General features: G+C 44.3%; 29 protein-coding genes. 4 read left to right on the top strand and 25 right to left on the bottom strand.

Features of this window, described 5'->3' with window-relative positions; all coding sequences use genetic code 11:
* Positions 1-22 precede the first annotated feature (22 nt).
* The 12 genes from NQ095_RS05910 to NQ095_RS05965 all read right to left on the bottom strand — a co-directional run bounded on the left by NQ095_RS05910 (position 23) and on the right by NQ095_RS05965 (position 10381).
* Positions 23-619: a GNAT family N-acetyltransferase gene (locus NQ095_RS05910; protein ID WP_258262558.1), complete on the bottom strand. Its 597-nt coding sequence runs from the start codon at positions 617-619 to the stop codon at positions 23-25.
* 22 nt (positions 620-641) lie between these two features.
* Positions 642-1223, bottom strand: coding sequence for an AAA family ATPase (locus NQ095_RS05915; RefSeq protein ID WP_258262559.1), 582 nt, complete (start codon positions 1221-1223; stop codon positions 642-644).
* A 29-nt stretch (positions 1224-1252) separates the two neighbouring features.
* On the bottom strand, positions 1253-2089 hold the full coding sequence (locus tag NQ095_RS05920; protein ID WP_258262560.1) for an MBL fold metallo-hydrolase: 837 nt from the start codon (positions 2087-2089) through the stop codon (positions 1253-1255).
* Between the two features lie 48 nt (positions 2090-2137).
* A complete protein-coding gene (locus NQ095_RS05925; RefSeq protein ID WP_258262561.1) occupies positions 2138-2569 on the bottom strand; it encodes a cytidine deaminase in 432 nt (143 codons plus the stop codon).
* 16 nt (positions 2570-2585) lie between these two features.
* The gene (locus NQ095_RS05930; RefSeq protein WP_258262562.1) at positions 2586-3077 is read right to left on the bottom strand and encodes a kinase; all 492 of its coding nucleotides are present in this window, start codon (positions 3075-3077) and stop codon (positions 2586-2588) included.
* Positions 3078-3095: 18 nt separating this feature from the next.
* Positions 3096-4163, bottom strand: a complete 1068-nt coding sequence (locus tag NQ095_RS05935; protein ID WP_258262563.1) for a DmpA family aminopeptidase — start codon at positions 4161-4163, stop codon at positions 3096-3098.
* A 13-nt stretch (positions 4164-4176) separates the two neighbouring features.
* Positions 4177-4599, bottom strand: a complete 423-nt coding sequence (locus NQ095_RS05940) for a DUF4181 domain-containing protein (protein WP_258262564.1) — start codon at positions 4597-4599, stop codon at positions 4177-4179.
* 272 nt (positions 4600-4871) lie between these two features.
* Complete coding sequence (locus NQ095_RS05945; RefSeq protein ID WP_258262565.1) at positions 4872-6125, bottom strand: HAMP domain-containing histidine kinase; 1254 nt, start codon at positions 6123-6125, stop codon at positions 4872-4874.
* 91 nt (positions 6126-6216) lie between these two features.
* The gene (locus tag NQ095_RS05950; protein WP_258262566.1) at positions 6217-6834 is read right to left on the bottom strand and encodes a kinase; all 618 of its coding nucleotides are present in this window, start codon (positions 6832-6834) and stop codon (positions 6217-6219) included.
* Positions 6835-6961: 127 nt separating this feature from the next.
* Positions 6962-7471 (bottom strand): nucleoside deaminase, encoded by a 510-nt coding sequence (locus NQ095_RS05955; protein ID WP_258262567.1) that lies wholly within the window; start codon positions 7469-7471, stop codon positions 6962-6964.
* Positions 7472-7613: 142 nt separating this feature from the next.
* On the bottom strand, positions 7614-9575 hold the full coding sequence (locus NQ095_RS05960; protein ID WP_258262832.1) for a PhoX family protein: 1962 nt from the start codon (positions 9573-9575) through the stop codon (positions 7614-7616).
* Between the two features lie 143 nt (positions 9576-9718).
* Positions 9719-10381 (bottom strand): RNA polymerase sigma factor, encoded by a 663-nt coding sequence (locus NQ095_RS05965; RefSeq protein WP_258262568.1) that lies wholly within the window; start codon positions 10379-10381, stop codon positions 9719-9721.
* A gap of 82 nt (positions 10382-10463) precedes the next feature.
* Between NQ095_RS05965 and NQ095_RS05970 the strand changes: the two genes are divergently transcribed.
* Positions 10464-10883, top strand: a complete 420-nt coding sequence (locus NQ095_RS05970) for a VOC family protein (protein ID WP_258262569.1) — start codon at positions 10464-10466, stop codon at positions 10881-10883.
* A gap of 33 nt (positions 10884-10916) precedes the next feature.
* Here the strand turns inward: NQ095_RS05970 and NQ095_RS05975 are convergent, their stop codons facing one another.
* The gene (locus NQ095_RS05975; RefSeq protein WP_258262570.1) at positions 10917-11606 is read right to left on the bottom strand and encodes a hypothetical protein; all 690 of its coding nucleotides are present in this window, start codon (positions 11604-11606) and stop codon (positions 10917-10919) included.
* A gap of 127 nt (positions 11607-11733) precedes the next feature.
* Here NQ095_RS05975 and NQ095_RS05980 point away from each other — a divergent pair, with 127 nt between their 5' ends.
* The gene (locus tag NQ095_RS05980; RefSeq protein ID WP_258262571.1) at positions 11734-11985 is read left to right on the top strand and encodes a hypothetical protein; all 252 of its coding nucleotides are present in this window, start codon (positions 11734-11736) and stop codon (positions 11983-11985) included.
* A 10-nt stretch (positions 11986-11995) separates the two neighbouring features.
* On the opposite strand, the gene NQ095_RS05985 is transcribed toward NQ095_RS05980, so the two are convergent.
* The 7 genes from NQ095_RS05985 to NQ095_RS06015 all read right to left on the bottom strand — a co-directional run bounded on the left by NQ095_RS05985 (position 11996) and on the right by NQ095_RS06015 (position 14560).
* Positions 11996-12232 carry a DUF3953 domain-containing protein gene (locus NQ095_RS05985; RefSeq protein ID WP_258262572.1) on the bottom strand — a complete coding sequence of 79 codons (237 nt, stop codon included), beginning with the start codon at positions 12230-12232 and terminating at the stop codon, positions 11996-11998.
* A gap of 42 nt (positions 12233-12274) precedes the next feature.
* The gene (locus NQ095_RS05990) at positions 12275-12499 is read right to left on the bottom strand and encodes a hypothetical protein (protein WP_258262573.1); all 225 of its coding nucleotides are present in this window, start codon (positions 12497-12499) and stop codon (positions 12275-12277) included.
* Between the two features lie 18 nt (positions 12500-12517).
* Positions 12518-13129, bottom strand: a complete 612-nt coding sequence (locus NQ095_RS05995; protein ID WP_258262574.1) for a YdcF family protein — start codon at positions 13127-13129, stop codon at positions 12518-12520.
* Between the two features lie 32 nt (positions 13130-13161).
* Positions 13162-13362: a hypothetical protein gene (locus NQ095_RS06000; RefSeq protein WP_258262575.1), complete on the bottom strand. Its 201-nt coding sequence runs from the start codon at positions 13360-13362 to the stop codon at positions 13162-13164.
* Between the two features lie 118 nt (positions 13363-13480).
* Entirely contained in the window at positions 13481-13666 is a 186-nt protein-coding gene (locus NQ095_RS06005) for a hypothetical protein (RefSeq protein WP_258262576.1), read from the bottom strand.
* A gap of 93 nt (positions 13667-13759) precedes the next feature.
* On the bottom strand, positions 13760-13942 hold the full coding sequence (locus NQ095_RS06010) for an SE1832 family protein (protein WP_258262577.1): 183 nt from the start codon (positions 13940-13942) through the stop codon (positions 13760-13762).
* 21 nt (positions 13943-13963) lie between these two features.
* Positions 13964-14560, bottom strand: a complete 597-nt coding sequence (locus tag NQ095_RS06015; protein ID WP_258262578.1) for a TetR/AcrR family transcriptional regulator — start codon at positions 14558-14560, stop codon at positions 13964-13966.
* Between the two features lie 254 nt (positions 14561-14814).
* Here NQ095_RS06015 and NQ095_RS06020 point away from each other — a divergent pair, with 254 nt between their 5' ends.
* Positions 14815-16233, top strand: a complete 1419-nt coding sequence (locus NQ095_RS06020) for a DHA2 family efflux MFS transporter permease subunit (RefSeq protein ID WP_258262833.1) — start codon at positions 14815-14817, stop codon at positions 16231-16233.
* A 45-nt stretch (positions 16234-16278) separates the two neighbouring features.
* Here the strand turns inward: NQ095_RS06020 and NQ095_RS06025 are convergent, their stop codons facing one another.
* The 5 genes from NQ095_RS06025 to NQ095_RS06045 all read right to left on the bottom strand — a co-directional run bounded on the left by NQ095_RS06025 (position 16279) and on the right by NQ095_RS06045 (position 19326).
* Complete coding sequence (locus NQ095_RS06025) at positions 16279-16641, bottom strand: DUF4181 domain-containing protein (protein ID WP_258262579.1); 363 nt, start codon at positions 16639-16641, stop codon at positions 16279-16281.
* Between the two features lie 227 nt (positions 16642-16868).
* Entirely contained in the window at positions 16869-17129 is a 261-nt protein-coding gene (locus tag NQ095_RS06030; RefSeq protein ID WP_258262580.1) for a hypothetical protein, read from the bottom strand.
* Positions 17130-17164: 35 nt separating this feature from the next.
* The gene (locus NQ095_RS06035; protein WP_258262581.1) at positions 17165-17854 is read right to left on the bottom strand and encodes a zinc dependent phospholipase C family protein; all 690 of its coding nucleotides are present in this window, start codon (positions 17852-17854) and stop codon (positions 17165-17167) included.
* 5 nt (positions 17855-17859) lie between these two features.
* Positions 17860-18036, bottom strand: coding sequence for a hypothetical protein (locus tag NQ095_RS06040; protein WP_258262582.1), 177 nt, complete (start codon positions 18034-18036; stop codon positions 17860-17862).
* 132 nt (positions 18037-18168) lie between these two features.
* On the bottom strand, positions 18169-19326 hold the full coding sequence (locus NQ095_RS06045) for an FtsW/RodA/SpoVE family cell cycle protein (protein WP_258262583.1): 1158 nt from the start codon (positions 19324-19326) through the stop codon (positions 18169-18171).
* Positions 19327-19523: 197 nt separating this feature from the next.
* On the opposite strand from NQ095_RS06045, the gene NQ095_RS06050 reads away from it, so the two are divergent.
* Positions 19524-20873 carry a polysaccharide deacetylase family protein gene (locus NQ095_RS06050; RefSeq protein WP_258262584.1) on the top strand — a complete coding sequence of 450 codons (1350 nt, stop codon included), beginning with the start codon at positions 19524-19526 and terminating at the stop codon, positions 20871-20873.
* The last annotated feature ends 6 nt before the right edge of the window (positions 20874-20879 follow it).

Raw genomic sequence — 20879 nt, forward strand, 5'->3', positions numbered from 1 at the left:
ACCTTTCAAAAGCAGATTCAGTTCAATACTTCGAATCCCTCAAAGCAAACCCTTCTTTAATAGAATACCACTCCTCATCAATAATCGAATACACAACGGCATTCCTGACATAGCCCCCTGACAGGATCCTTTCTTTCCTCAGCACTCCCTCTTTCACAGCACCCATTCGTTCAATGGCTTTCTGAGAACGGAGATTTCGTTCATCTGTTTTAAGCTGAACCCGCATCATCCCGAGTACTTCAAAGCAGTACTGGAGGATCAGATACTTGCAATTGGAATTGACGAGTGACCTTTGATGGTCTTTGCTGTACCAGGTAGAACCGAGTTCACACGATTTTTGTGTAAGATTGATTTCGAACAATCTGGTGGAGCCGACGATTTTATTCTGTTCTTTTAACACCACGGCAAAAGGCAAGGCGGTCTGTTGCTCCCTTAGCCGGATGGCTGCTGCTACCCATTGTTCCATTTCTTCGATGGTTGTGATCTCCCTCAGCATATAACGCCAAATCTCCGGGTCATTCGCTTCCAGAAGACTTTTGGAATGCTTAATTTCCAGTGGAATCAATTTTATTTTTTCGTTTTCTAATGTCGGCGGGGAATGAAAGATATTGGTTGTCATAGATCCTCCTATTTTTCCTGATTCATTTTATGAGGTCTGTCCCTCTCTCTAACTGAAATTCGTCTATTATTTTGTCAGCAACCTCTTCCGCACTCATATTTGTATTATTGATCTTGATATAATTCTCTCTTTCTATTTCCCCTTCTACAGAATTCAGACGATGGGTATCCAGGGAAGCAAGCAAGCGTTTTTCGGAGTCTTCGATATTTCGCTTGGAAGGTTTATGTTCCACGCGGTTCGGTGTGATGTTTCGCTTCAGTCGTACTTCCAAGTCTGACTCCAATTCCACGAAATAGACTTCTGCCCCGTTGGATTCGAAAATAGATGTAACCTTCTCAACCCATTTCCAGTCCTCTTCTTCGTTGAATGCCCACATGAAAGTGAAAATCATTCCGTACTGATCCGTCTTCACATAGGATTCAAAGATTTCCACTCTCAGCATGTTGCAGATTCTCCACATTTCCTCAGTGAACCCGAAGTAAGGCTGGAGCAATTCGATGGTCATATGATTATGAAATAGTTTTAGTTCTGTTCTTTTTTCTAATTCTTGTCCTACCGTCATTTTTCCGACGGCCTGAGGTCCGAATAGTAAAACGAGTTTCAATGAAATCCCCCACCTTTGCTGCTTTTTTTCTATGAATTCGTGCTGATATCAGGGCTCTGATCGGCTTTTCCCACCTCGTTTTTCGCCAAATCGAGGTTCTGAGAATGGATATTCTTCATTCCTTCAAAAAAAGCAAATCGTTCCCGGCAAAAGGCTTCGACGTTTTCACTCTCCTGTAGAAGGTTGTCTATATAGTACGTAGATTCCTTCATTCTTCGCTCCATTTCAGCAGGGTCCTCCGTCACGGAACCGTGACCTGGTACATGAACATGGACCGTGTGATCTCGCAGGATTAATTCAGCCTTCTTCAATGTTTCCTTATAATCTATGTAACTGCTGAAAATGAAAGGGAACTCGACATCGGATAAATAGTCACCTGATAAGAAGATGCCCACTGGTTCAATGACGGTGAATAGACCGTCACGCGTGTGGCCGGGTGCTTTGTAAAAGGTTAATGTAAGGTGGCCCAGTTCGAGCTTTTCCCCATCGCCGGTTATGGCGTAATCAACGGATGGATAATGGGGCTCGTAATCCCTTTTGATATAATATCGCTGATCAAACTCACGTACCTTCTGCATAATTTCCACTTTGTGTTCATGTTGCTTGAATTCTTCTGAAGCGATCACCTTTGCCTCGGGAAAGGCACCCGATCCGATGATATGGTCGAAATCACTGTGCGTATAGATGATGTAAAGCTTCTTGTGACCTAATTCTCTATCCACGTGCTCCCGGATCGCCGCGACTTCATGCGGCAGCCAATTGGGATCGGTTATGATCATGACGTCTTCGGTTTGAATAATGGCTGATGTGGTCTGATATAGTGCACTTTGAAAAACTGTTAGATGGTCGTTTTTGAAATGAATCATGGGTCGCCTCCTTTGAATTTCCGCAAATTTCATTATTGAATTGAAAGGTTATTCAACATCACTTTCATACTTCTCCGGCAACAATTCCATCACATTACACTTCACCAATTCACCATGATACGATAAGATGACATCGGTATGGGTACCGTAGTCACTGATTAATTCCCTGCACATCCCACAAGGTGCGACGACCCAGCATTTCTCGATATCTTCATGGGGATGGGGGTGCGCCACTGCGACAATCGTTTCAAATTCATGGTCTCCTTCAGAGATGGATTTCCCGAGGGCCATCGCTTCGCCGCATACGGTGATCCTGCCAACGTTTGCTTCGACGTGGACAGCTGCATATACCTTCCCGGATGTTGCTCTGACAGCTGAACCGATGTGATGCCGACCGTACCGATAATTCGTTTCTATTACTCTTTCTGCTTCTTTGATCAGTTCATAGTCTCTGTCTTCTAATGGTTTAACGTTTAACATGTTGCACTCCCTTTTTTCATATTTGATTTAAAATCATTTCCACTATCTCATCCTGGGTCATTTCATCCGTCAATTGAACTTCTCCATCCACACGGAGATAGTCCTCCGCATTCCACCAGTCACGCAAAGAATCCTCCCCGAATTCTGTCCTTTTTGAACGGGAGTTATGTCGGCGGACGGTTTCTTGAAACGATAAATCATAGTAGTATGAATGGGCTTTTCCGTTATAGAATTGGATCAACTCCCGAATCATGTCTCCGTAGCGCTGTTCGGAAAAAATCCCTTCCACAATGACGTGCTCACATTTCCCTCTACCGTATTCTGTGATCTGCCTGATCAGATCCATGGACAGGTTGCCGTCCCGGTCCTGTACCTTCAACATGTCGCGGCGGACGACATCTTGGGAAACGAGGAGCGTCCCCCGTCCCAGATGCTGTTGAAGACGTTTGGCGGTGGTTGTTTTTCCGCTGCCGGAATTTCCTCGTATGATAATCAATGTTGATTCCATAATTCCCCCCAGGTGTGTTTATAGTCGAATACTATATTTCTTCAGTAAATCTTTTAACGCCGGTCTTTCATTTCCATCCCTGCCCACCACGTGCGTTGCCGTGATCAATGAATTCAATACTGCTTCTTCCGTCGCTTCTCCAATGGCGCGGAATGCAAGGTCGATATCTTCTTCATGAATCATGGGGACAGACATGCATTGGGTGGTTTTGTCATGGGGGATCTTCGTTGCCGTCGAGAAGCCGATGACCACTTCACCACTCCCGGTTGTAATGATGGAGCCTGTACGGGATAATCCCGTGATCGTCCGCTTGATGATCCGGTTGAGCTGCCTTTCGGATACGGGGAGGCCCGTCCCTGCAATGATGATGACGGAGCCTTTGTCCTGTTCTTCGCGGGATTGGAGGATTCTTTCCTTCAGTTCTTCTCCGACGGTCTTTCCGTTCACGGTCAGGTCGCTCAGGATGCCGAAGTTCGTCAAGACGAGAACACCCATTGTGTAGGTCCCGTGGTCCATCTTCATGATTCTTGAAGCCGTCCCGATTCCGCCTTTCAAGGAATAGCAGAGCATGCCTGTACCGGCTCCGACCGTCCCCTCTTCGACGAATGAAGAGGCGTTTTCCAGCGCCTGCCGGACATGATCCTTCGTAATGAACCGTGCCCTGATATCGTTTAAAAACATGTCATTGCACTCACACACCAAGGGATTGACGGTCCCCGTCGTTCTGCCGATTTCAGGATTCTGTTCGAGCATGTAATCGATCAAGGCATCGGCGGCTGTACCGATGCTCAATGTATTCGTTAATAGAATGGGAGTTTCCAAGGTTCCCAGTTCATTGATTTGGATCGTCCCCATCGTCTTACCGAACCCATTGATGACATGGGTGGAGGCAATGAGTTTCTCTTTATATAGGTTCCCCTGATGAGGCAGGATCGCCGTGACGCCAGTTTGCCTATCGTTTTCACTAAGGGTGATATGACCGACCGTCACGCCCTCAATATCAGTAATAGAATTGTTGGGACCCGTTTCTAACTTGCCGATTTTCACTCCGTAGTCCCGGATTCTTTTTGGTCTACCATTCTTCATCGTGGCCCCTCCATTAGGTGAATATTCCGAAAAATTCGGTTGTAAGGAACAACAGTAACGTGATGGATAGGAAGGCTAGTTGTGAAAGGGTGAATTTATAATCATTGGGATTCTCTGAATGCCTTTTTTCAAAGAAGGCCCTGACTGTTTCCGATACCAGGACCAATCCGAATACCATCATATACGGCTCCAAGTACCATACTCTTCCGTCTTGATCCAGATTGGAAGCATTATAGATACCTGCAACGACGATGAGGATCAAGAATGTAATTCGAATCATCCAATCCAGCTTTTTATGATGATCATTCACATGGTTATACGAGAACCTCTTCTTCCTCTTGACCTTCAATATTTTTCTCATTCCTGCGTTAAATAGGAAGATGAGCAGTGCATAGATTGATAAAAATAGGAAACTCTTTAATAAAAAATGATCCATCTTATTGTTATCCTCCTAGGTGTTCAGTTACATACCAATTATTTCAAAATATTCATGTAAACTCAATCCTTTATTGGTCTAAATCCCCATAAAGACATTCCTTGTCTGCTAATCATGCCGGTTCTGGATTTTTCATGCGGGACTGAGAATAATCGTGCGAGATTGGACATAATCATGCCGGTTTTGAATGGAATCGAGCAGCCACGTCGAATTTTCTTTATGAGGGACAAGCAGAAAAAACGACTTTGACTGATGAAGGTCTAAGTCGTTTTTCACGTTTCAACCCGCGGAAATTCAATGACAAACTCCGTACCGACCCCTTCTTCACTTTCCACTGTGATCCTCCCTTTGAAAGAACGGATGATTTGGTAGCTCACCATCATCCCGAGCCCGGTACCTTTTTCTTTGAGAGAATAATAGGGAGAACCGAGGCGTTCGACTTGCTTCGGGTTCATACCGATTCCCTGGTCTTTGATGGTGATTCTGATGTGTCCGTCATCGGTTCGATAACAGGCGATCCATACGGTTCCACCATCGGGCATGGATTCCACGGCATTTTTCAGGATATTGATCAGTGACTGGTTCAGCTTCTGAGGGTTTGCTTTAATCCAGCAGTCATCCGCTATAGTGGATTTGAACTCCACCTGCTGGTTTATACTGAATGTTTGAATGAGCGTGGTGACACGCTTTAACTGTTCACCGACATTGATGGTCCCGTATGTATTCATGGAAGGCTTGCCGAGCGCCAGGAAGTCGTTGATGATTTCATTGGCCCGGTCCAATTCTTCAATGGACACCTTGATATATTCTTTTTTATGATGAGGCAAGTCCGGCTCATCGAGTAACTGAAGAAAGCCACGGGTCACCTGCATGGGATTCCGGATTTCATGGGCAAACACACTGGTCAGCTCACTGATCATCCTGAATTTCTCCGCATTCTGCACCTCGAGCTTCAGCTGATGGGTCTCACGGATCTTTTCAATTAGTACGGTACAGAAACAGGTAACGGCAACGGTAAAAAGAAGATGGATACCCTGCACGTTCAAAACGGTGGGTGAGATTCCATTCAAAAGACTGAACACCGTCATGCCACAGAGGCAATACAGGAAGGATAACCCTGCTGCCATCATCACTCTTCGATCCCTTTTCACCCGGATAAACTTTCGTTGAACATACAAAATGACAGGCAGGGTGATGACGAGTACAAGGATTGTCGTATAAATGCCCATCGTGATTCCTGAGGTCATGCGATATAAAATAATCAGGACGGACAGGAATATCCCCGGCCACATCCCAAGATATAAGGTACCAAGAAGGAGTGGAATAAATCTTAAATCCAGGCGAGCCCCTCCCGCATATTCCACGGGAAAAGACATGCATAACAAGATGGACGTTCCCCACAACAGGGTTACGAACATCTTGATCGTGCTGTCATTCTTTACCTTTTCCAGAATAAAGGTGAAATAACTGAATATCGGTATGATCATTAGCGCGAGCTGCAAAAGGAAATCCTTCACTATACTCATCTGGGCACCATTCGCCTTCTGTTTATATATAGTTCTATTTTAACAAAAAAACAGATGAAGATAGAGAATATTTCAACAATTTACGACATTTTCAGATTCTTTCAATATAGTCTGCTTGTCCGGTAGGATTTTCGTGAAGAAGATAATGATCCTCTGCCAGCCAGTATCTTCTCTTATACTTTTCGACCCTGGCCTGCTCATCCCCGAGGTAGGTGTCCCGTCCGATGACTCTTTCGGTTCTGAGTTCCGTCGGGCAATCCAAAAAAATCACATAGTCGAAGAAAGCGCGCCACTCTTTCCGCTGCAGGAAGACGCCTTCAATCAGGACCACCCTTACCCCGTCTACGTGGAGGGGTTTCGATACGACTGAGTCCGAAACGGCTTCATAGAATGGTAATGTGATAGAGTCACATCCTCTATGTAACTTTTGGAAAAGTTTTTTACGAAGCTCTTCGATATTCCACTGGAGGGCGTAATATTCATACCATTCCTCGTTCCCTGTTCCATACCGGTCACCCTTTTCCACAATGTAGTCGTCCATATGGAGGATGACCGCGTCACAGCTTGCGAGCTTTAATTCTTGCTTCAAACTTCTGGCAAGGGTGGTCTTCCCCGATCCACCCAGCCCATCGATCCCGACGATGAAGGGACGCTGTTTTAGATGACGTTGTTGATAGTGAGATAATAGGGGTGTGGTTACATTGTCCATAAACGTTTCCCTCGTATGTATCATAATTTTAAAAGTACGACTTTACTGTCTCTGTTCAGGCTTTGATGAGTTCTTCGTTAAGAAGATCAACTATATTAGAATGAATTCACTGAAAGGTTGACCCTTTTCATCCTCCCTTTTTAAATGCATTTCGCAAGTTCACTACATGATTGGGGCTCTCCTCCCACCGTCTCATGAGTTCAAGCTGCTTCATCTTTAAATCGGCATACGGTTCTTCCAGTACGTCGACTTCGTTAAGTTTTCGTTCAAAGATGCCGGCAGTGTTTACTTTTTTATATCCGCCAAATCCTTCCCCATCATTCAGCAGCCACACCACTCTCCTGATTTTAGCGAAAAGGATCCCGCCAGTGCACATGAGACACGGTTCCACAGTAGTGTAAATCGTTAATGTTTCGCCTTCTATTTTCGCTTTGAAAATGGACGAACCGGCATTCCGGATGGCATCCATTTCTGCATGGGCCGTTGCATCCTGGTGAGAGTGGACACGATTTCGTCCTGTTGAGATGATGTTCCGACTTTCATCCACGATGACAGCGCCCACCGGATATGTTTGATCGTTTAATGCTTTTTCGGCTTCTTCAAGCGCCAATTCCAGAAAGAATCGATCGTTGCGCATTTTCCCCCTCCTTATTTATCACTCATATACCAATTATTTCAAATTAAGACTAATAACTCAATGATTCTTTCATGAAAAAGAGGTCTGCCCCCTTCACGCTAATGCTCTAACGTGTCGGTGACAGACCTGTATTCATCTTAAATTAATTTTCTGAATCGTGATCTTTACGATCTTCCTCTTTGTTATCGTGATGCCTTTTATGGTGTTCACCTTTTGTATCAACACCAGGGATACCGGAAATGTAGCCGACTCCGCCCGTTTCCATGATGCCTAGCGTATCTTTCATCGCTTGTTCCAATTCATTTTTATCGACTGCTGTGATTTCTTTCTCATCAAGATCTGCGCCTGGATGTTGATAATTGCTTAGGACATAATTCGAGTCCTTCATTGAATCCACCGCTCTTAATCCAGTTGCTTCGGCTCCAACCGGAACAGAAAGGATTCTGGAAAGCTTTTTCGTTTTTACATCATAGGCCCACACGAAGTTGTTCGTGTGCATACCGCTGTCTTCTCCGATGAATAGGGTATTCAGATCTTCTGAGAAACTCAGGTTGTCAGGGTTTGCTACTAAATCCGGATTTGCCGTGTTTCCTAGTGCATCCGGAGAAGAGAGGTCCTCTCCTAAAACGAATCCTTTCATGCTTGCTGGAACATAGTCACTGTCGATCTTCTCATCGTCACGATCTGCTTGACCTTCTTGAAGATTCAATTCATATGTGACACCCGATTCAATCTTCGGAAGTTGAATGTCGTCCTGAACGGCTCCTTCCTGCTTTTCCATGCTTCCTTCTTGATAAGAGATGGCCATGTATGCTTTATGATCTTCCGCGTTGACGGCAAGACCCTCCATTTTGTTGAACTCTGAAGTCGCTCCAAGGATGGCACCGTAACGGCGCGGTTCTAAGAATGCTGCTGCTTTTTCTTTCCCTGGTTTCACTTTTAGATATTCAACGGAATCATGAGAGTTCGTCTTAACAGCCGTAAATCCTTCGGTCGGTTCTTCCGTTGTTTCAAAAATATCGCTGAATGTCACTCCACCGTCGATCATATCTCTGATTTCATTGTCTGTACCGTGTCCCAGCTTGATCCAGTTTAATTCTCCAGATCCGCCTTTTTCTGTACCGGTTTGGTTGAACTTCGCAGCATATAAAGTTCCTGATGAGAAATCCTCCTCTTTATCGGCTACATACATGAACATCATCGTATTACCGCCGTCGTCACCGAAAATGGCCGTCTTGTTATCCGGAAGGACTTGCATCATTTCATGAGAGAAGCGGCCAGTGCTGTAATGTTTGACAACAGAAGGCTTCCCGTCATGTGAAACGGAAATTTCCGGGATCCATCCGTAATGGTAAGGATTGGCTTTGGATTCATCATGGAAGTAATAGTTCGCAAAGTTGCTGACTTCTTTATAAGCATCGGAATCTTTGTTTTCAAAGTCTCTTGCATCCGGCTCATATTCCTCTGAACCAAGGTGCGTGCCCCAATCCGTTGTGGATCCGTTACACGGATTCCATAATCCGTCTACGCTGGAGAAATCAATCTTATGTGCTTCTTTCACCGAAAGCTTGCCCGTTTTCTTATCGTGATTAAGTTCAGACAGCGTCATCGATGCAGGCAAACCGTAAATCTCCTCACCGGCATTGTTTTGAGAATCGTATTCGAAGTGGGATATCATGAATGATTGATTCCCTTTGGTCAAAAGGCTGTTTGAATCAGGAGCATCCGATATGAAGTAGGAAGGATTCGCTGGAACACTTTTGTCCATGATCGGATCACCGTTCACATCGATTGGTGTTCCTGCAGGAATCTTTTCCCCATTGTTGGAGACGATTTTATCCTTTGATAGGTAGAGCTGGTCATAGTTAAGGGGTAATTCTTTTACTGTTCCATCTTTATACGTCACTTTTACCGTGGCTGTTGTATAGGTTTTTACCATGTTTTTAATCATGTCAGGAGCTTTCATGGAAGAGAATTCAACACTCTCGATTTTCTTGTGTGAATCTTTCTTTTTACCGTGACCTTCATGGTCGTGAGCCATTGCTGTTAAGGATGAAGATGCAAGTAACGCCATCGATAATCCGATTGATAGTCTTTTTTTCATCATTAAAACCTCCCGATGTATTTGCTACTACTCTAGTAAAACATGAGATGATTAAATCAGTATGAATACAAGAGGGGGAAATTTAAGTCTATGTAAATATTCGTTTACGGTACGATATCAATTCATATGCATAAAGTCATGGGTTATTCGGGGGGATGGTGATGGAGAGAGGCAACTTCCAGAATATTCCCCTCAGGGTCGATCATATGAAAGCCTGCCGCTTCTTGACATCTCGTCGTCTGAAAATGGCGCGTTTCCAAGAGACGATAGAATAGAAAGATCCGGGAAGGGTTCGACTGCTTGATTGCGGTTGAGAGTCCCTGGATCAATTGTGGATTAGAGAATTCAGGAACAGGCAGATCTTCCGGAACGGCAGTCAGTTTTTTTCTGGAACGGTGTAGAGCTGTTTTGATGGACTCCTCACTGACCCTGAGCATGGCAGCGATTTCTTTTGTCTTATAGTTAAATACATCTTTCAGGGTGATGAGCATCGCCTGTTGCAGGGGCAGCGCAGCAAGAAGGATCTCAATCAAAGCGTCGAATTCGGTAGGATCGCTTACTTCCCGAATGTCTTCATGATGAGAAAGAAATTCCTTCTTCTTTCTTTTTTCATCGATGAAAAGGTTTTTGGCCACTTTGTATAGAAAAGAGAAAGTGAACTCCCGACCTGGGTCCTGTTTTTTTAACTGATAGATTTTCAGCATTGTTTCCTGTATAAGATCTTCCGCCTGCCAGGGTGAGCCTGATAGTTTCAAGCAATACCGATACAGTTTGTTGACCGTATGTTCCAGGTCATCAAAAATCATTCCAACCGCCTCACATTTTTTGTAACTTTTTCTTCATTATATTCGTTATACATAGGAATTTCATTTATAAGGAGAGGATACTATGTTTAAAATTGGAAGTGTGTTTGTCCCTGTCACAAATCTTGAGAAATCATCCTCCTGGTATGAGGAGCTTTTGGGGGTGAAGAAAATTGGTTCTTGGGACGGGGGTGCGGGTTTTTACCTCCCCAATGGTTCGACCCAATTTGGGTTGATCGAAGTGGAAACCCCTCAGCCGACAGAGTTTGTCATTAAAGGGAAGCAGAAGAATAGCTACTTCAATTTTGTCGTTCAGGATGTCGATGCGATTCATAAGGAATTGAACGACAAAGGTGTGGTGACGACGGAAATCGATGACTTCGGCGGTATGCGTTTTTTCGATTTCTTTGATCCGGACCGGAATCCATTCAGCGTGGTGAGCGAGGTGGAAGGATCCCCATTTCACTCGGATCATGTGAAAAAGCTTCAGGAAATGAATCGCTGAATAAGAAAGGTGACCGGGATCCCGGTCACCTTTTCATGATGATTCGACAGCCGTTTCGAGGGCATCGAATGGCTCTTTTTCTTTGGATGTGATCGTATAGACGGTCTTTCCTTTCTGCCACTTTACAACAGTTTCGGGATGTTCCTTGAATCCGTTGATCGTGATCACGCCTTTGTCCTCAGGCGCTGGTAAGTAATTCTTCTCTAAATAGTCTACGACTTTCTTTGCCATGTCCTCTGCCCCGTCATATCCTTCAATTTTATATTGGGGATCCGTCGGGAAATCGACTTTGATCAGCCAGCGACCTTCATTCCAGTATAAATACTCGTGACCGGCAGCCCCTTCCTGGAGTCCTTTGATTCCGTGACCAAGATCGATATTCGTCTGATCGACCTTCTCATACCCTTCGATTTGAGCCGCCGCTTCTTCAGGTGAATCATATTCCCGCTTTTGAATATCCTCGTTATCACTGTCAGTATTACTATCTGATATTCCACTGCTATCTCCGGCATCTTCTTTGCTGCCATTATCGGCGTTCATATCTTCACCGGGTTTGTCCTCTGAACTGTTCTCTTCATTCATGTCCGTAGAAGTGTCCATTTGGTTTTCATCCATGGACTGATTGGTTTCGTCCTTTTCTTTTGCAGCCCCGTCCCCGCTGCAGGCTGTTAAGAATACCGAACTGCCCAGAAGGAGAGCCACCGTAGTTGTTTTGAAAGACATTTCTGCACCACCTTTTAACATATGTATACCACATTAATAAGGATTTATTCAATAAATGATGGAAAGAGTGTTATCTCTTGGTTAAATAAGGGTATGGATACATGAGTATAAAGTCGGAGGTGTTTTCATGAAGATGAATAAACTGGATCTGATGACCTGTTTACTATCCAGGGATCAGCATTCTTTCAAGAGGTTTTATCAGGATTATGAAGCATTTATGTTCCGGACAGGCTATCGGGTGACAGGATGCAGGACGGCGACGGAGCAGTTGATCTTGATGATCGTAAGGAATATATGGAATCAACCCTCAGTCATTTCCAAATCTTCGGACCGTTATGTATCTGTTATTTTGCAGAAGTTGATGGTGAGTCATCAGTGAGACTGTCCTGTTAATGGAAATATAAAAACCCTTGGATCGAAGAGTACAGGCAAAGTAAGCCGGTTGAGAGTAATAACCATCCCCTCCCCTTATGATCCTTCAAAATTTCTTCTATCCCCATGATTCCAATGGAGAGACCAAGCATTAACGTCATAAGTTCAATCCATCTATATTCCTTCATCACCAGTAAATAGATGGCCAGGACGAAACACGCCAAAGAGAAAACCGTACCTAATATCCTTAACACGAATTCATCCCTCCTTTTCCGTGAACAAAAAAATCACTCCTCTTATTTTTGTGATATTTCTTCCCCATGCCTCTGTGCCCTTTTATATTCTTGCATTGACCGTACCAACATAATGGCCATACCCCCGATCAGATAGAGCGGCTGACTATCGAAATGATTTTCGATGACTAAATCCTGGAATAGGATAAAGCAGCCATACAAAATCCAAAAGCCTGTAAAGTAAGTGGCAAACCTCCAGAATGCTGGATACACTTTTTCTTTCGTCATGTTTTGCCTCCTGGCATTCTATTTTATTAATAAAATATCTTCATCCTCCAAAGCACCCTGCTTCACGTACCGAATCAATTTCTCCGTTTCCCCTTTGACGCGTTTGACGCCAGTTTCACTTAGGAACCAATTATCTTCATTGGTATTGTCATCATCCACAGGACATAGGGTGAATGAGATCCAGTCCGGCATATACGTTTTCAATGTGAGGTGCATCCTCCTCATATGGTAGGAAGATGTTACGACGAGTACCCGCCGTATATTGTACAGATGAAAAGCCCGATTCAGGACGAGTAGGGAAGCAAGCACATTTTCAAGAGTATGTAAGGAAACATCTTCTGTTAAGATGTCCTCCTCCGAGACTCCTAATGAGATGGCTTCTTTCTTTAATTGCTGGGCTTCTGGAAACTCGGCGCCCGGCCACTTCACGCCACCGGAAAACAAGATCTTATCCGCCCTTCCCTGTTTATAAAGCTCCACCGCTTTCGGCAATCGGTACTTCACTGCTTTGCTGCTTCCTGCAACAAAGATACAATCACCATTCATTTGATCGTCATGAATAGAAGAGAATAATAGATGTGTCATTTGGTCATTTGTGAGATGTTCATGATTTAATTTAGATATGTGCATTCCGACCCTCCCTGTCTTCATTTTTTTGTTATTTATTTCGATAGACTCTTTTCTTTTTTAATCGTTTGAAGGGTAAAGATCAACCCCGTAAATCCCGCTAAAAATGACGGCGCAAGACTCCACATGAGATATCGCCAATCTCCCGTGTACAAAGAGACGAAGAGAAATAGAATGGGGAACCCGACCAATACGATGAGCGACACAAGTAAAGCCAATGAATTCATGTTTTTCATAGATAACCTCCATTTGCTTGACCTTAGCATTCTCTATATTTTAACATAATTTACCTTTATGTAATTCACCCAAACCAAAAAGAGGCACTTTTCCATCAAAGAAAAAGTACCTGTTGCTTCATCTTTTAAATAAAAGGAATACTATCAGAAAAATGATCATTCCCAGAAACAGGAGGTATCCCATCCCCATGCTGTATACGAAATAGACTCTTACATGGAGGATGATGCGGATGATATGAAAGATCAGGATGCAAAAGAGCACCATAATGACGATATTGACCTGTTTGTCCCGGTTTCGATACATAGAAATCAGCCCCAATCAAAGAGCATAGTACAAGATGAAACTTGTACCGTTTGTCTTTCTATATACCTATTTTGATTTGCCCCTCAATATTCATCAAACATCGATCGCTTCCAGCTGTTCACGTAAATCTGAAAGCTCAGTCTCGAGTTCGTCTAGTTTCCTTTGCTGGATATCCGTGTTTCTGCCGAAGGACTCGAGCTTCTCAAGGTCCCCCTGGATACGGATATAGTCTAATTTCACTTCGTTTACTTTGTATTCCAATTCTTCTTTCGTCATGTTGATTCATTCCTTTCATCTTTACTTTTGATCGAATCCTCTAGTATGGATCAAGTAAAATTGCCTTGCCAGAAAAGCAGGGGTATAGGGCATATCATTGCGCAGCCATGATTCAATGGTCCCGATGATCGCCGCAGCGTCGTACCATATGAAGATCTCCTGCTGAATGCCGGCTTTTTGGACGAAGGACGCCTCTCCCCTGCTCTCGATTCTCGTCACGAGCCAGTCGGTAAAAAAGGTTAAGATCCTCTCTTTGAAGATCGGGATTCTTCTGGTCGCAAGGACCGTTTTATAAAACTTTCCATTCTGGGAGATATGTTCAAGGAATCTCTCCAGCACCTTGATATTTTCTTCATGATCCGGATGCTCGTCCGTTTCCGGTTTTCCCAACACGCTTGAAATCTCGAGGATCATCTCATCAGCCATCTTATCAAGCATATCCGAAATATCCTGATAATGCAGGTAAAATGTCACCCGATTGATAGTAGCTGTTTCGGTCAGTCGATTGACGGTTAATTTCTCAAGATCCATCTCCTGCAGCAATTGGACGAACGCGTCTTTCAACAGCTGGCGTGTTCGGAGGATCCTCGGATCTGTCTGTTTCTTCTTGTTACTCATATCATCTCCCCTTCCCCCGAGACTAATTGACGATTTCGGTGATTCCGTTGAGTTTCCCATGATTAATCAACAAGGACTTTCAAAATGTAAACTAATCAACACAACCAACCGTACTGTTCATTGAAAGCTTTCGGGATAGCTTCTATAATTTAATTTATGTTTTGTTTAGTATACTACACAATGTAAATTAATCGCACGAAAGGAAGTGGAAAGGATTGAGTACCGTTACAAGCTCCATAAAAAAAGGCCCCGTCATGACCATTATGATACTTGGTGCCTTTTTTACGATATTTAATCAAACAACTATGACCGTCGCCCTTCCCACGATCATGGACGTGTTTAGCATTGATGCGTCCACAGGGCAATGGCTGACGACGGGATATATGCTCGTGAACGGTGTCCTGATTCCCGTAACCGGCTTTTTAATGCAGCGCTATACGACGAGGCAGTTATTCCTGAGTGCAATGCTGATCTTTCTTGTCGGTACGGTTGTCTCAGCCCTCGCACCCACTTTCCCAATTTTACTGACGGGACGGCTGATTCAGGCTGCGTCCACCGGAATCATCATGCCGCTTCTGATGAATGTGGTACTGAAACTCTATCCCCCGGAAAAAAGGGGGACGGCCATGGGGACCGTCGGCCTGGCAATCATTTTCGCTCCGGCGATCGGGCCGACACTGACAGGATATGTCCTTGATGTGTTCCCTTGGCAGACGTTATTCTATGGAATGATTCCGTTTATTCTGATCATCATCGTCTGCGGATTTATTTTTCTCAGGAATGTGTCGGAAACGATTGAAAGCAAGATGGATATCGTCAGCTTGATCCTTTCCACGATTGGATTCGGTGCCTTGCTTTATGGGTTCAGTGAAGCGGGCAGTGAAGGCTGGGGCAGTATCGAGGTCATCCTTACACTTTCTGTCGGAATTGTAGCCGTTGGGCTCTTTTCATGGAGACAACTGATGACGGATCGACCATTTCTTGACCTTAGAGCGTTCAGGTATAATATGTTCACGTTGACTACTCTCATTAATTGCGTGATTACAATGGTCATGTATGCAGATATGATCCTGCTTCCGTTGTATCTCCAAAATGCCAGGGGATTCACTGCGTTAGAAGCGGGATTCCTGATGCTCCCCGGTGCATTGTTAATGGGGCTGTTGAGTCCTGCCGTGGGGAAATTGTTTGACCGGTTTGGGGCAAAATGGCTTTCAGTGATTGGAATCACCATCATACTGGTCACGACGTACACGTTTACGGATTTATCTGATTCAACGAGCTATATGCATTTGATCCTGATGTATGCCGGTCGCCGGATCGGGATGGCACTCTTCCTGATGCCGCTGCAGACGGCCGGGCTGAACCAGCTCCCATCAAGTCTCCATTCACACGGGACCGCCATTTCCAATACGGCAAGGCAGGTAGCCGGGGCCATCGGAACGTCCCTCCTTGTCACGATCATGACGAGCCGGACGAAAGATCAACTCCAAGACATCATGATGGAAGGCACAGATTCGTCGAAAGCCCATATGATCATGGAAGCATCGATTGGGGGCATCAACGATACCTACTTTGCCATCATGATCATCGGAGCCGTCAGCTTGGTTCTATCATTCTTCATCAAGAAGATAGAACAGGCACCCGAGGCGACACTCACGTCCCGTTCTAACTAGCATGAAAGGGAGGCATCATCTGTGACAGATGGTGCCTCCCTCTTGTTATTCAGAAAGAATATGGAACGAATACCCAAACGTAATAAATACAATGAATATAACCAGTCCGAGAAGGGTAATGATGTATTCTTTCTCCCCCGATTTCCACTGCATATAGGCGTCAAATAACCCAATGACCATAATGATTAGAAGACTTTTTAGCCATGAAGAGAAAAATACCCAGGTGACAAAGAAAATGATCCACAGAATCCGTTTCCCCCATTTGTGAAAGGAATTGATCTCCTGTGCTTCACGCCTCCTCACAATATTCCATTTCTTCCTGGCTGTTTTTTCACTCACATAAAAGATTAATATGAATACCACAATATACAAAATAAATTGATAGATATCATTCAGGATGATGTTCACCTTTAAAGGCACTCTCTTTCTTACAATCTGGTTTCTATAAGTGTAGGTGGAACCAATAATAGTAGCTTAATAACACCACACTAATTGCCATAATAAAAGTGTAGTGGGCTTTCTTGGCTTTTTTGGTGCCTCCGAAATAAAAATATAGTGCTCCTATTAAGAAGATCATGTACATCAAGACTTTGATCATAAAATCCATCATTCGCCTCCAGTCCTTCACTACAGAACTAATTTGTATAGAACGCGATCAACCAGAGCCCCCCTACTAATCCTATTCGATAAAACGCCTTTTCTTTCTTCGTAGCACCGATTTTGTCATCTGCAAATTTGAAATAGACGATCAGGAAAAGAGATCCGAACGTCAGGAAGCCATATTCAACATGATCCTTTTCAACGGAAAGATTCCTGAAGACCGCCAAGCCTATGAGCAGGAGTCCTGAATAACCCATTATGAGATAAATATGCTTCTTTGCCTGTTCTTCCTTCATGCTGTGGCACCCTTCCTCTCATTATTTCATTTGAATTATTTCTTTATAGAGTCATAGATAACCTTCTCTTGGAAGTTTATCTGAATGATATCCACCAGCTTCTCCGTCGTCTCCTCAACAAACTGTGAAATTTCATCAGGAGTTAAATAGTTAAACCTGTATTCCGGTTCCAAGGCAAACGCATAGGAATCGCTATAATAAAACTCCGTGATCCGCTTGATCTGTTTCGTAATCTGATTTTCCGGAAAGATGTCCAGGTAATCCGGGAAACTCTCAATATGTTGGAAAACCCGGTGAAAAATTGTATCCTCGTTTTCTTGTAAATATACAAAATCCGAACCATACCAGTCCCTTTTTACCTTTCTTGTGTATTCGGGCGTGCCGAGTATGGCTTGATAACCGGGTTCTTTCTTCTTTTCACGATGCATCCTGCTCCACTCCACATCGGTCACAAGATGAAGGTAGTAGCCTAAATAAAAGGAGGAGAGGGGATCGGTGAAATCCTCTCCCTCCATTATGTACTTTTTCAAAAACAGATCCGGGTTTATGCCCCCGTCATCTTTAAAATGGGTGGCGATTTTGTCAGGATAAAAGATTCCTGTCTCAGGATCAGGCAGACCGCAATCCGGACCGATATTCCCGACGAGAAATTCTTTCTCCGCTACCTGTAATCCTCTATTCAATAGATTCTCTGCTATTCTGAAATGTACCATCCACGTTGCCAATGTGTTCAGCTCCTTTTTCCCTTTATTTTTCTGACGATCACATATACGATAAACCCCACCAAGTACAAGCCGCTCAGCAACCAAATATAGGTGAACGGGTTCGTCTTTAAGGCAATGAGCACCACATCCACCGGGTAAATATCACTGCAATACTGAACATCCTGAGGGGTAAAAATGAACATCGGTTTACACTCAGACTGGGGTAAATAGGCGATTTTTTTTGCCCGTGATGAAGATGGAATAGACGTATGAGATCAACCAAATGGGAATTGACAGCACCCATAGAATCCACCATTTTTTCATCCTATCCCTCCTTACTCTTTACTCCCGAACATATACACATTAGTGGTAGCCGACACGTTATTGATGATGCTCAAGGCGAAGATCGTACCGAGTACGGAACTTCCTCCGTAGCTGAGCATCGGAAGGGGAATACCGGTGATTGGGACCAGTCCGATGACCATTCCCACATTTTCAAAAATATGAAAGGTCAGCATGGAGATGATACCTGCCCCGATCAGGATTTCATATTGACCTTTATTCCGTAGGACGATGGTGATGATTTTATAAATCAACACGAAATACAGGCACAGGACGATGGACGATCCAACAAACCCGAATTCCTCTCCAATGACCGTGAAGATGAAATCGGAATGGGCTTCAGGAACGGCAACCTGCCCGTCGTTGAATCCTTTTCCCGTCATCTTGCCTGATCCTGACGCAAGAATGGATAATCTCAATTGATAGCCTATCCCCTGGCCGTTTCCGAACGGATCTAGCCAGGAGTAGATTCGATCCAGTTGATACTGCCCCATAAACGATAACAATACCTCTGTCCGGTAAATGAACACCCAGACGAGCGAAGCGATGCTTGATACCCCTAAGAACGATAAGAGCAAAAGGATATATTTATTGATTCCTGATATAAAGACCATCCCGATCATGATGCACATGATGACCATCCCGGTTCCGGCATCGGGCTGCTTCAGGATGAACCCCAGGGGAATGAAGGTGAACGCCACGACTTTAAACAGTAAAAATCCATCCGAAGTTAACGTCCTCTCTTCGACCTTTTCATTGTGGCGGGAAATGACATGGGCCAAAAAGAGAATGAGAAAGACCTTCATGAATTCAGATGGCTGTAAAGATCCAAATCCCGGGATGGAAAACCACGCCTTCGTTCCTTTGATAATCGGCGCAATGCTTGAAGGGGCCACCATCAGGAAGGCCAGCAACAGGATGCCAAAACCGTACAAATAAGGGGATAACCTTCTAAGCTGTTCAAAATCGAAGTAGTACACGATGGAGGTCAAAATAGCCCCGCCGATGAACCAGATACATTGCTTCATAGCGAAATTGTCTTCGTAAGGCAAATATTTTTGCGCGCTGTAAATCGACACGCAACTGATGATCATAAACACAAACACAAGAAACATTAAATCCAAATCGAACTTTTTCCACTTACTTTCCATAAACCCACCTAACCTGTCCCTGAAAACTCTCTTCTTAATAGACGATGGTAAGGGTGAAGAAGTTTCAGGTTCATCCACTCTTTCCCATTTTATTTAAAAATCGTGAAAGAATCATTGAATTATCATGAATAATTTGAAATAATTGGAATTGTTTCGCTTTTTAAGGATGACTTTTTTACCAGAAAAGAGGATACGAGATGTTGAAGAAAATTCCCTTCAGAAGGATACGCTGGCCAGGTTGGGTGGTGTTGGCTGTGATCGGTATTTCATTCATTTATGGAATAGCGCAGCTTGTCGAGGCCATTCGATTCGAGCCTGAGTCAGGTAATGCGTCCCCTCTGACCATTGACTTTAAAACGGAAACCAAGAATGTGGATACATATACGATGTCCATCAAAACACCGAAAATGGAAGATAAGAGCATAAAAAATCCCATCCAAGGATGGATTACCCATGAAAAGAAAGCCTTTTTAAAAAAAGTGAAGGAAAACAAGAGGCAGCTGGGTAATGGCTCACGTGCTCACCTTGTCATTCAGGCAGACAGTGTGAAAGCGACAGATGATACCTTTCACATACTCTTTCATTCCTATCAGCTGGTGGATGACGTCAGGGGTATAGAACACGTAAAGACGTTTACCATCAATGCTGCTGAAAAGAAGATCGTCAAGCTGCCTGACATCATGGAGATAAATAAAGAGGCGAGCAATATGATCCGGAACCGCCTCATGGGACATCCTGAACCTAAAGTGCAGAAGGCGTTACAGGATCCAGCCTCTTGGAACTGGTCCCTCAACGAAACAGCGCTCACCCTGTACTTTAATGAGATCGATGAATCCGGTCCCACCGAGTTGACCATTCCGATTCATGCCATTCTTCCCTATCTGGATGAAAAAATTGTGGATTCCTTGGAAGTGGCAAAGGCATCAATTGAACCTGGAAAATACGTCGCCCTAACCTTCGATGACGGACCGGACCCCAACGTCACACCACGGATTCTTAAGGTGTTGAAAGACCATGACGTTCATGCCACATTCTTCATGCTGGGCAGCCAGGCAGAGAAATATCCGGAAGTGGCAAAGGGTGTTGCAGAAGCTGGGCATGAAATCGGCAATCATTCTGACCATCACAAAGATTTGACGAAAATCTCTAAGGAGCAAATGACGAAGGAGGTCCTCGCCTCCAGACAGAAGATCATGAGTACCACGGGTCAGCTCCCCTCTGTCCTGCGCCCTCCTTATGGGGCCATCGATGGAGAGGTCGAACGCCTTGCCCACGATAACGGATCGTCTCTCGTCTTATGGTCCGTCGATTCACTTGATTGGAAGAACAAACAGGTGAACGCCATCCACTCTACCGTAGAGAAGGAATTGACTCCCGGGGCCATCATCCTCCTTCATGATGTTCATTCCACTACCGCCGATGCCCTTCCTGGATTATTGACCATGCTTGAGAAAGAAGGGTATAAGTTTCTCACCGTCTCCCAGTTGCAGGCGAAACTCGCAGTCGAAGCCGCAAGCCCTTTCTATGGAAATATGAAAAAGGGATGAAGCCCT

The sequence above is a fragment of the Rossellomorea sp. SC111 genome, from assembly GCF_024733565.1.
In the GTDB taxonomy this organism is placed as follows: Bacteria; Bacillota; Bacilli; order Bacillales; family Bacillaceae_B; genus Rossellomorea.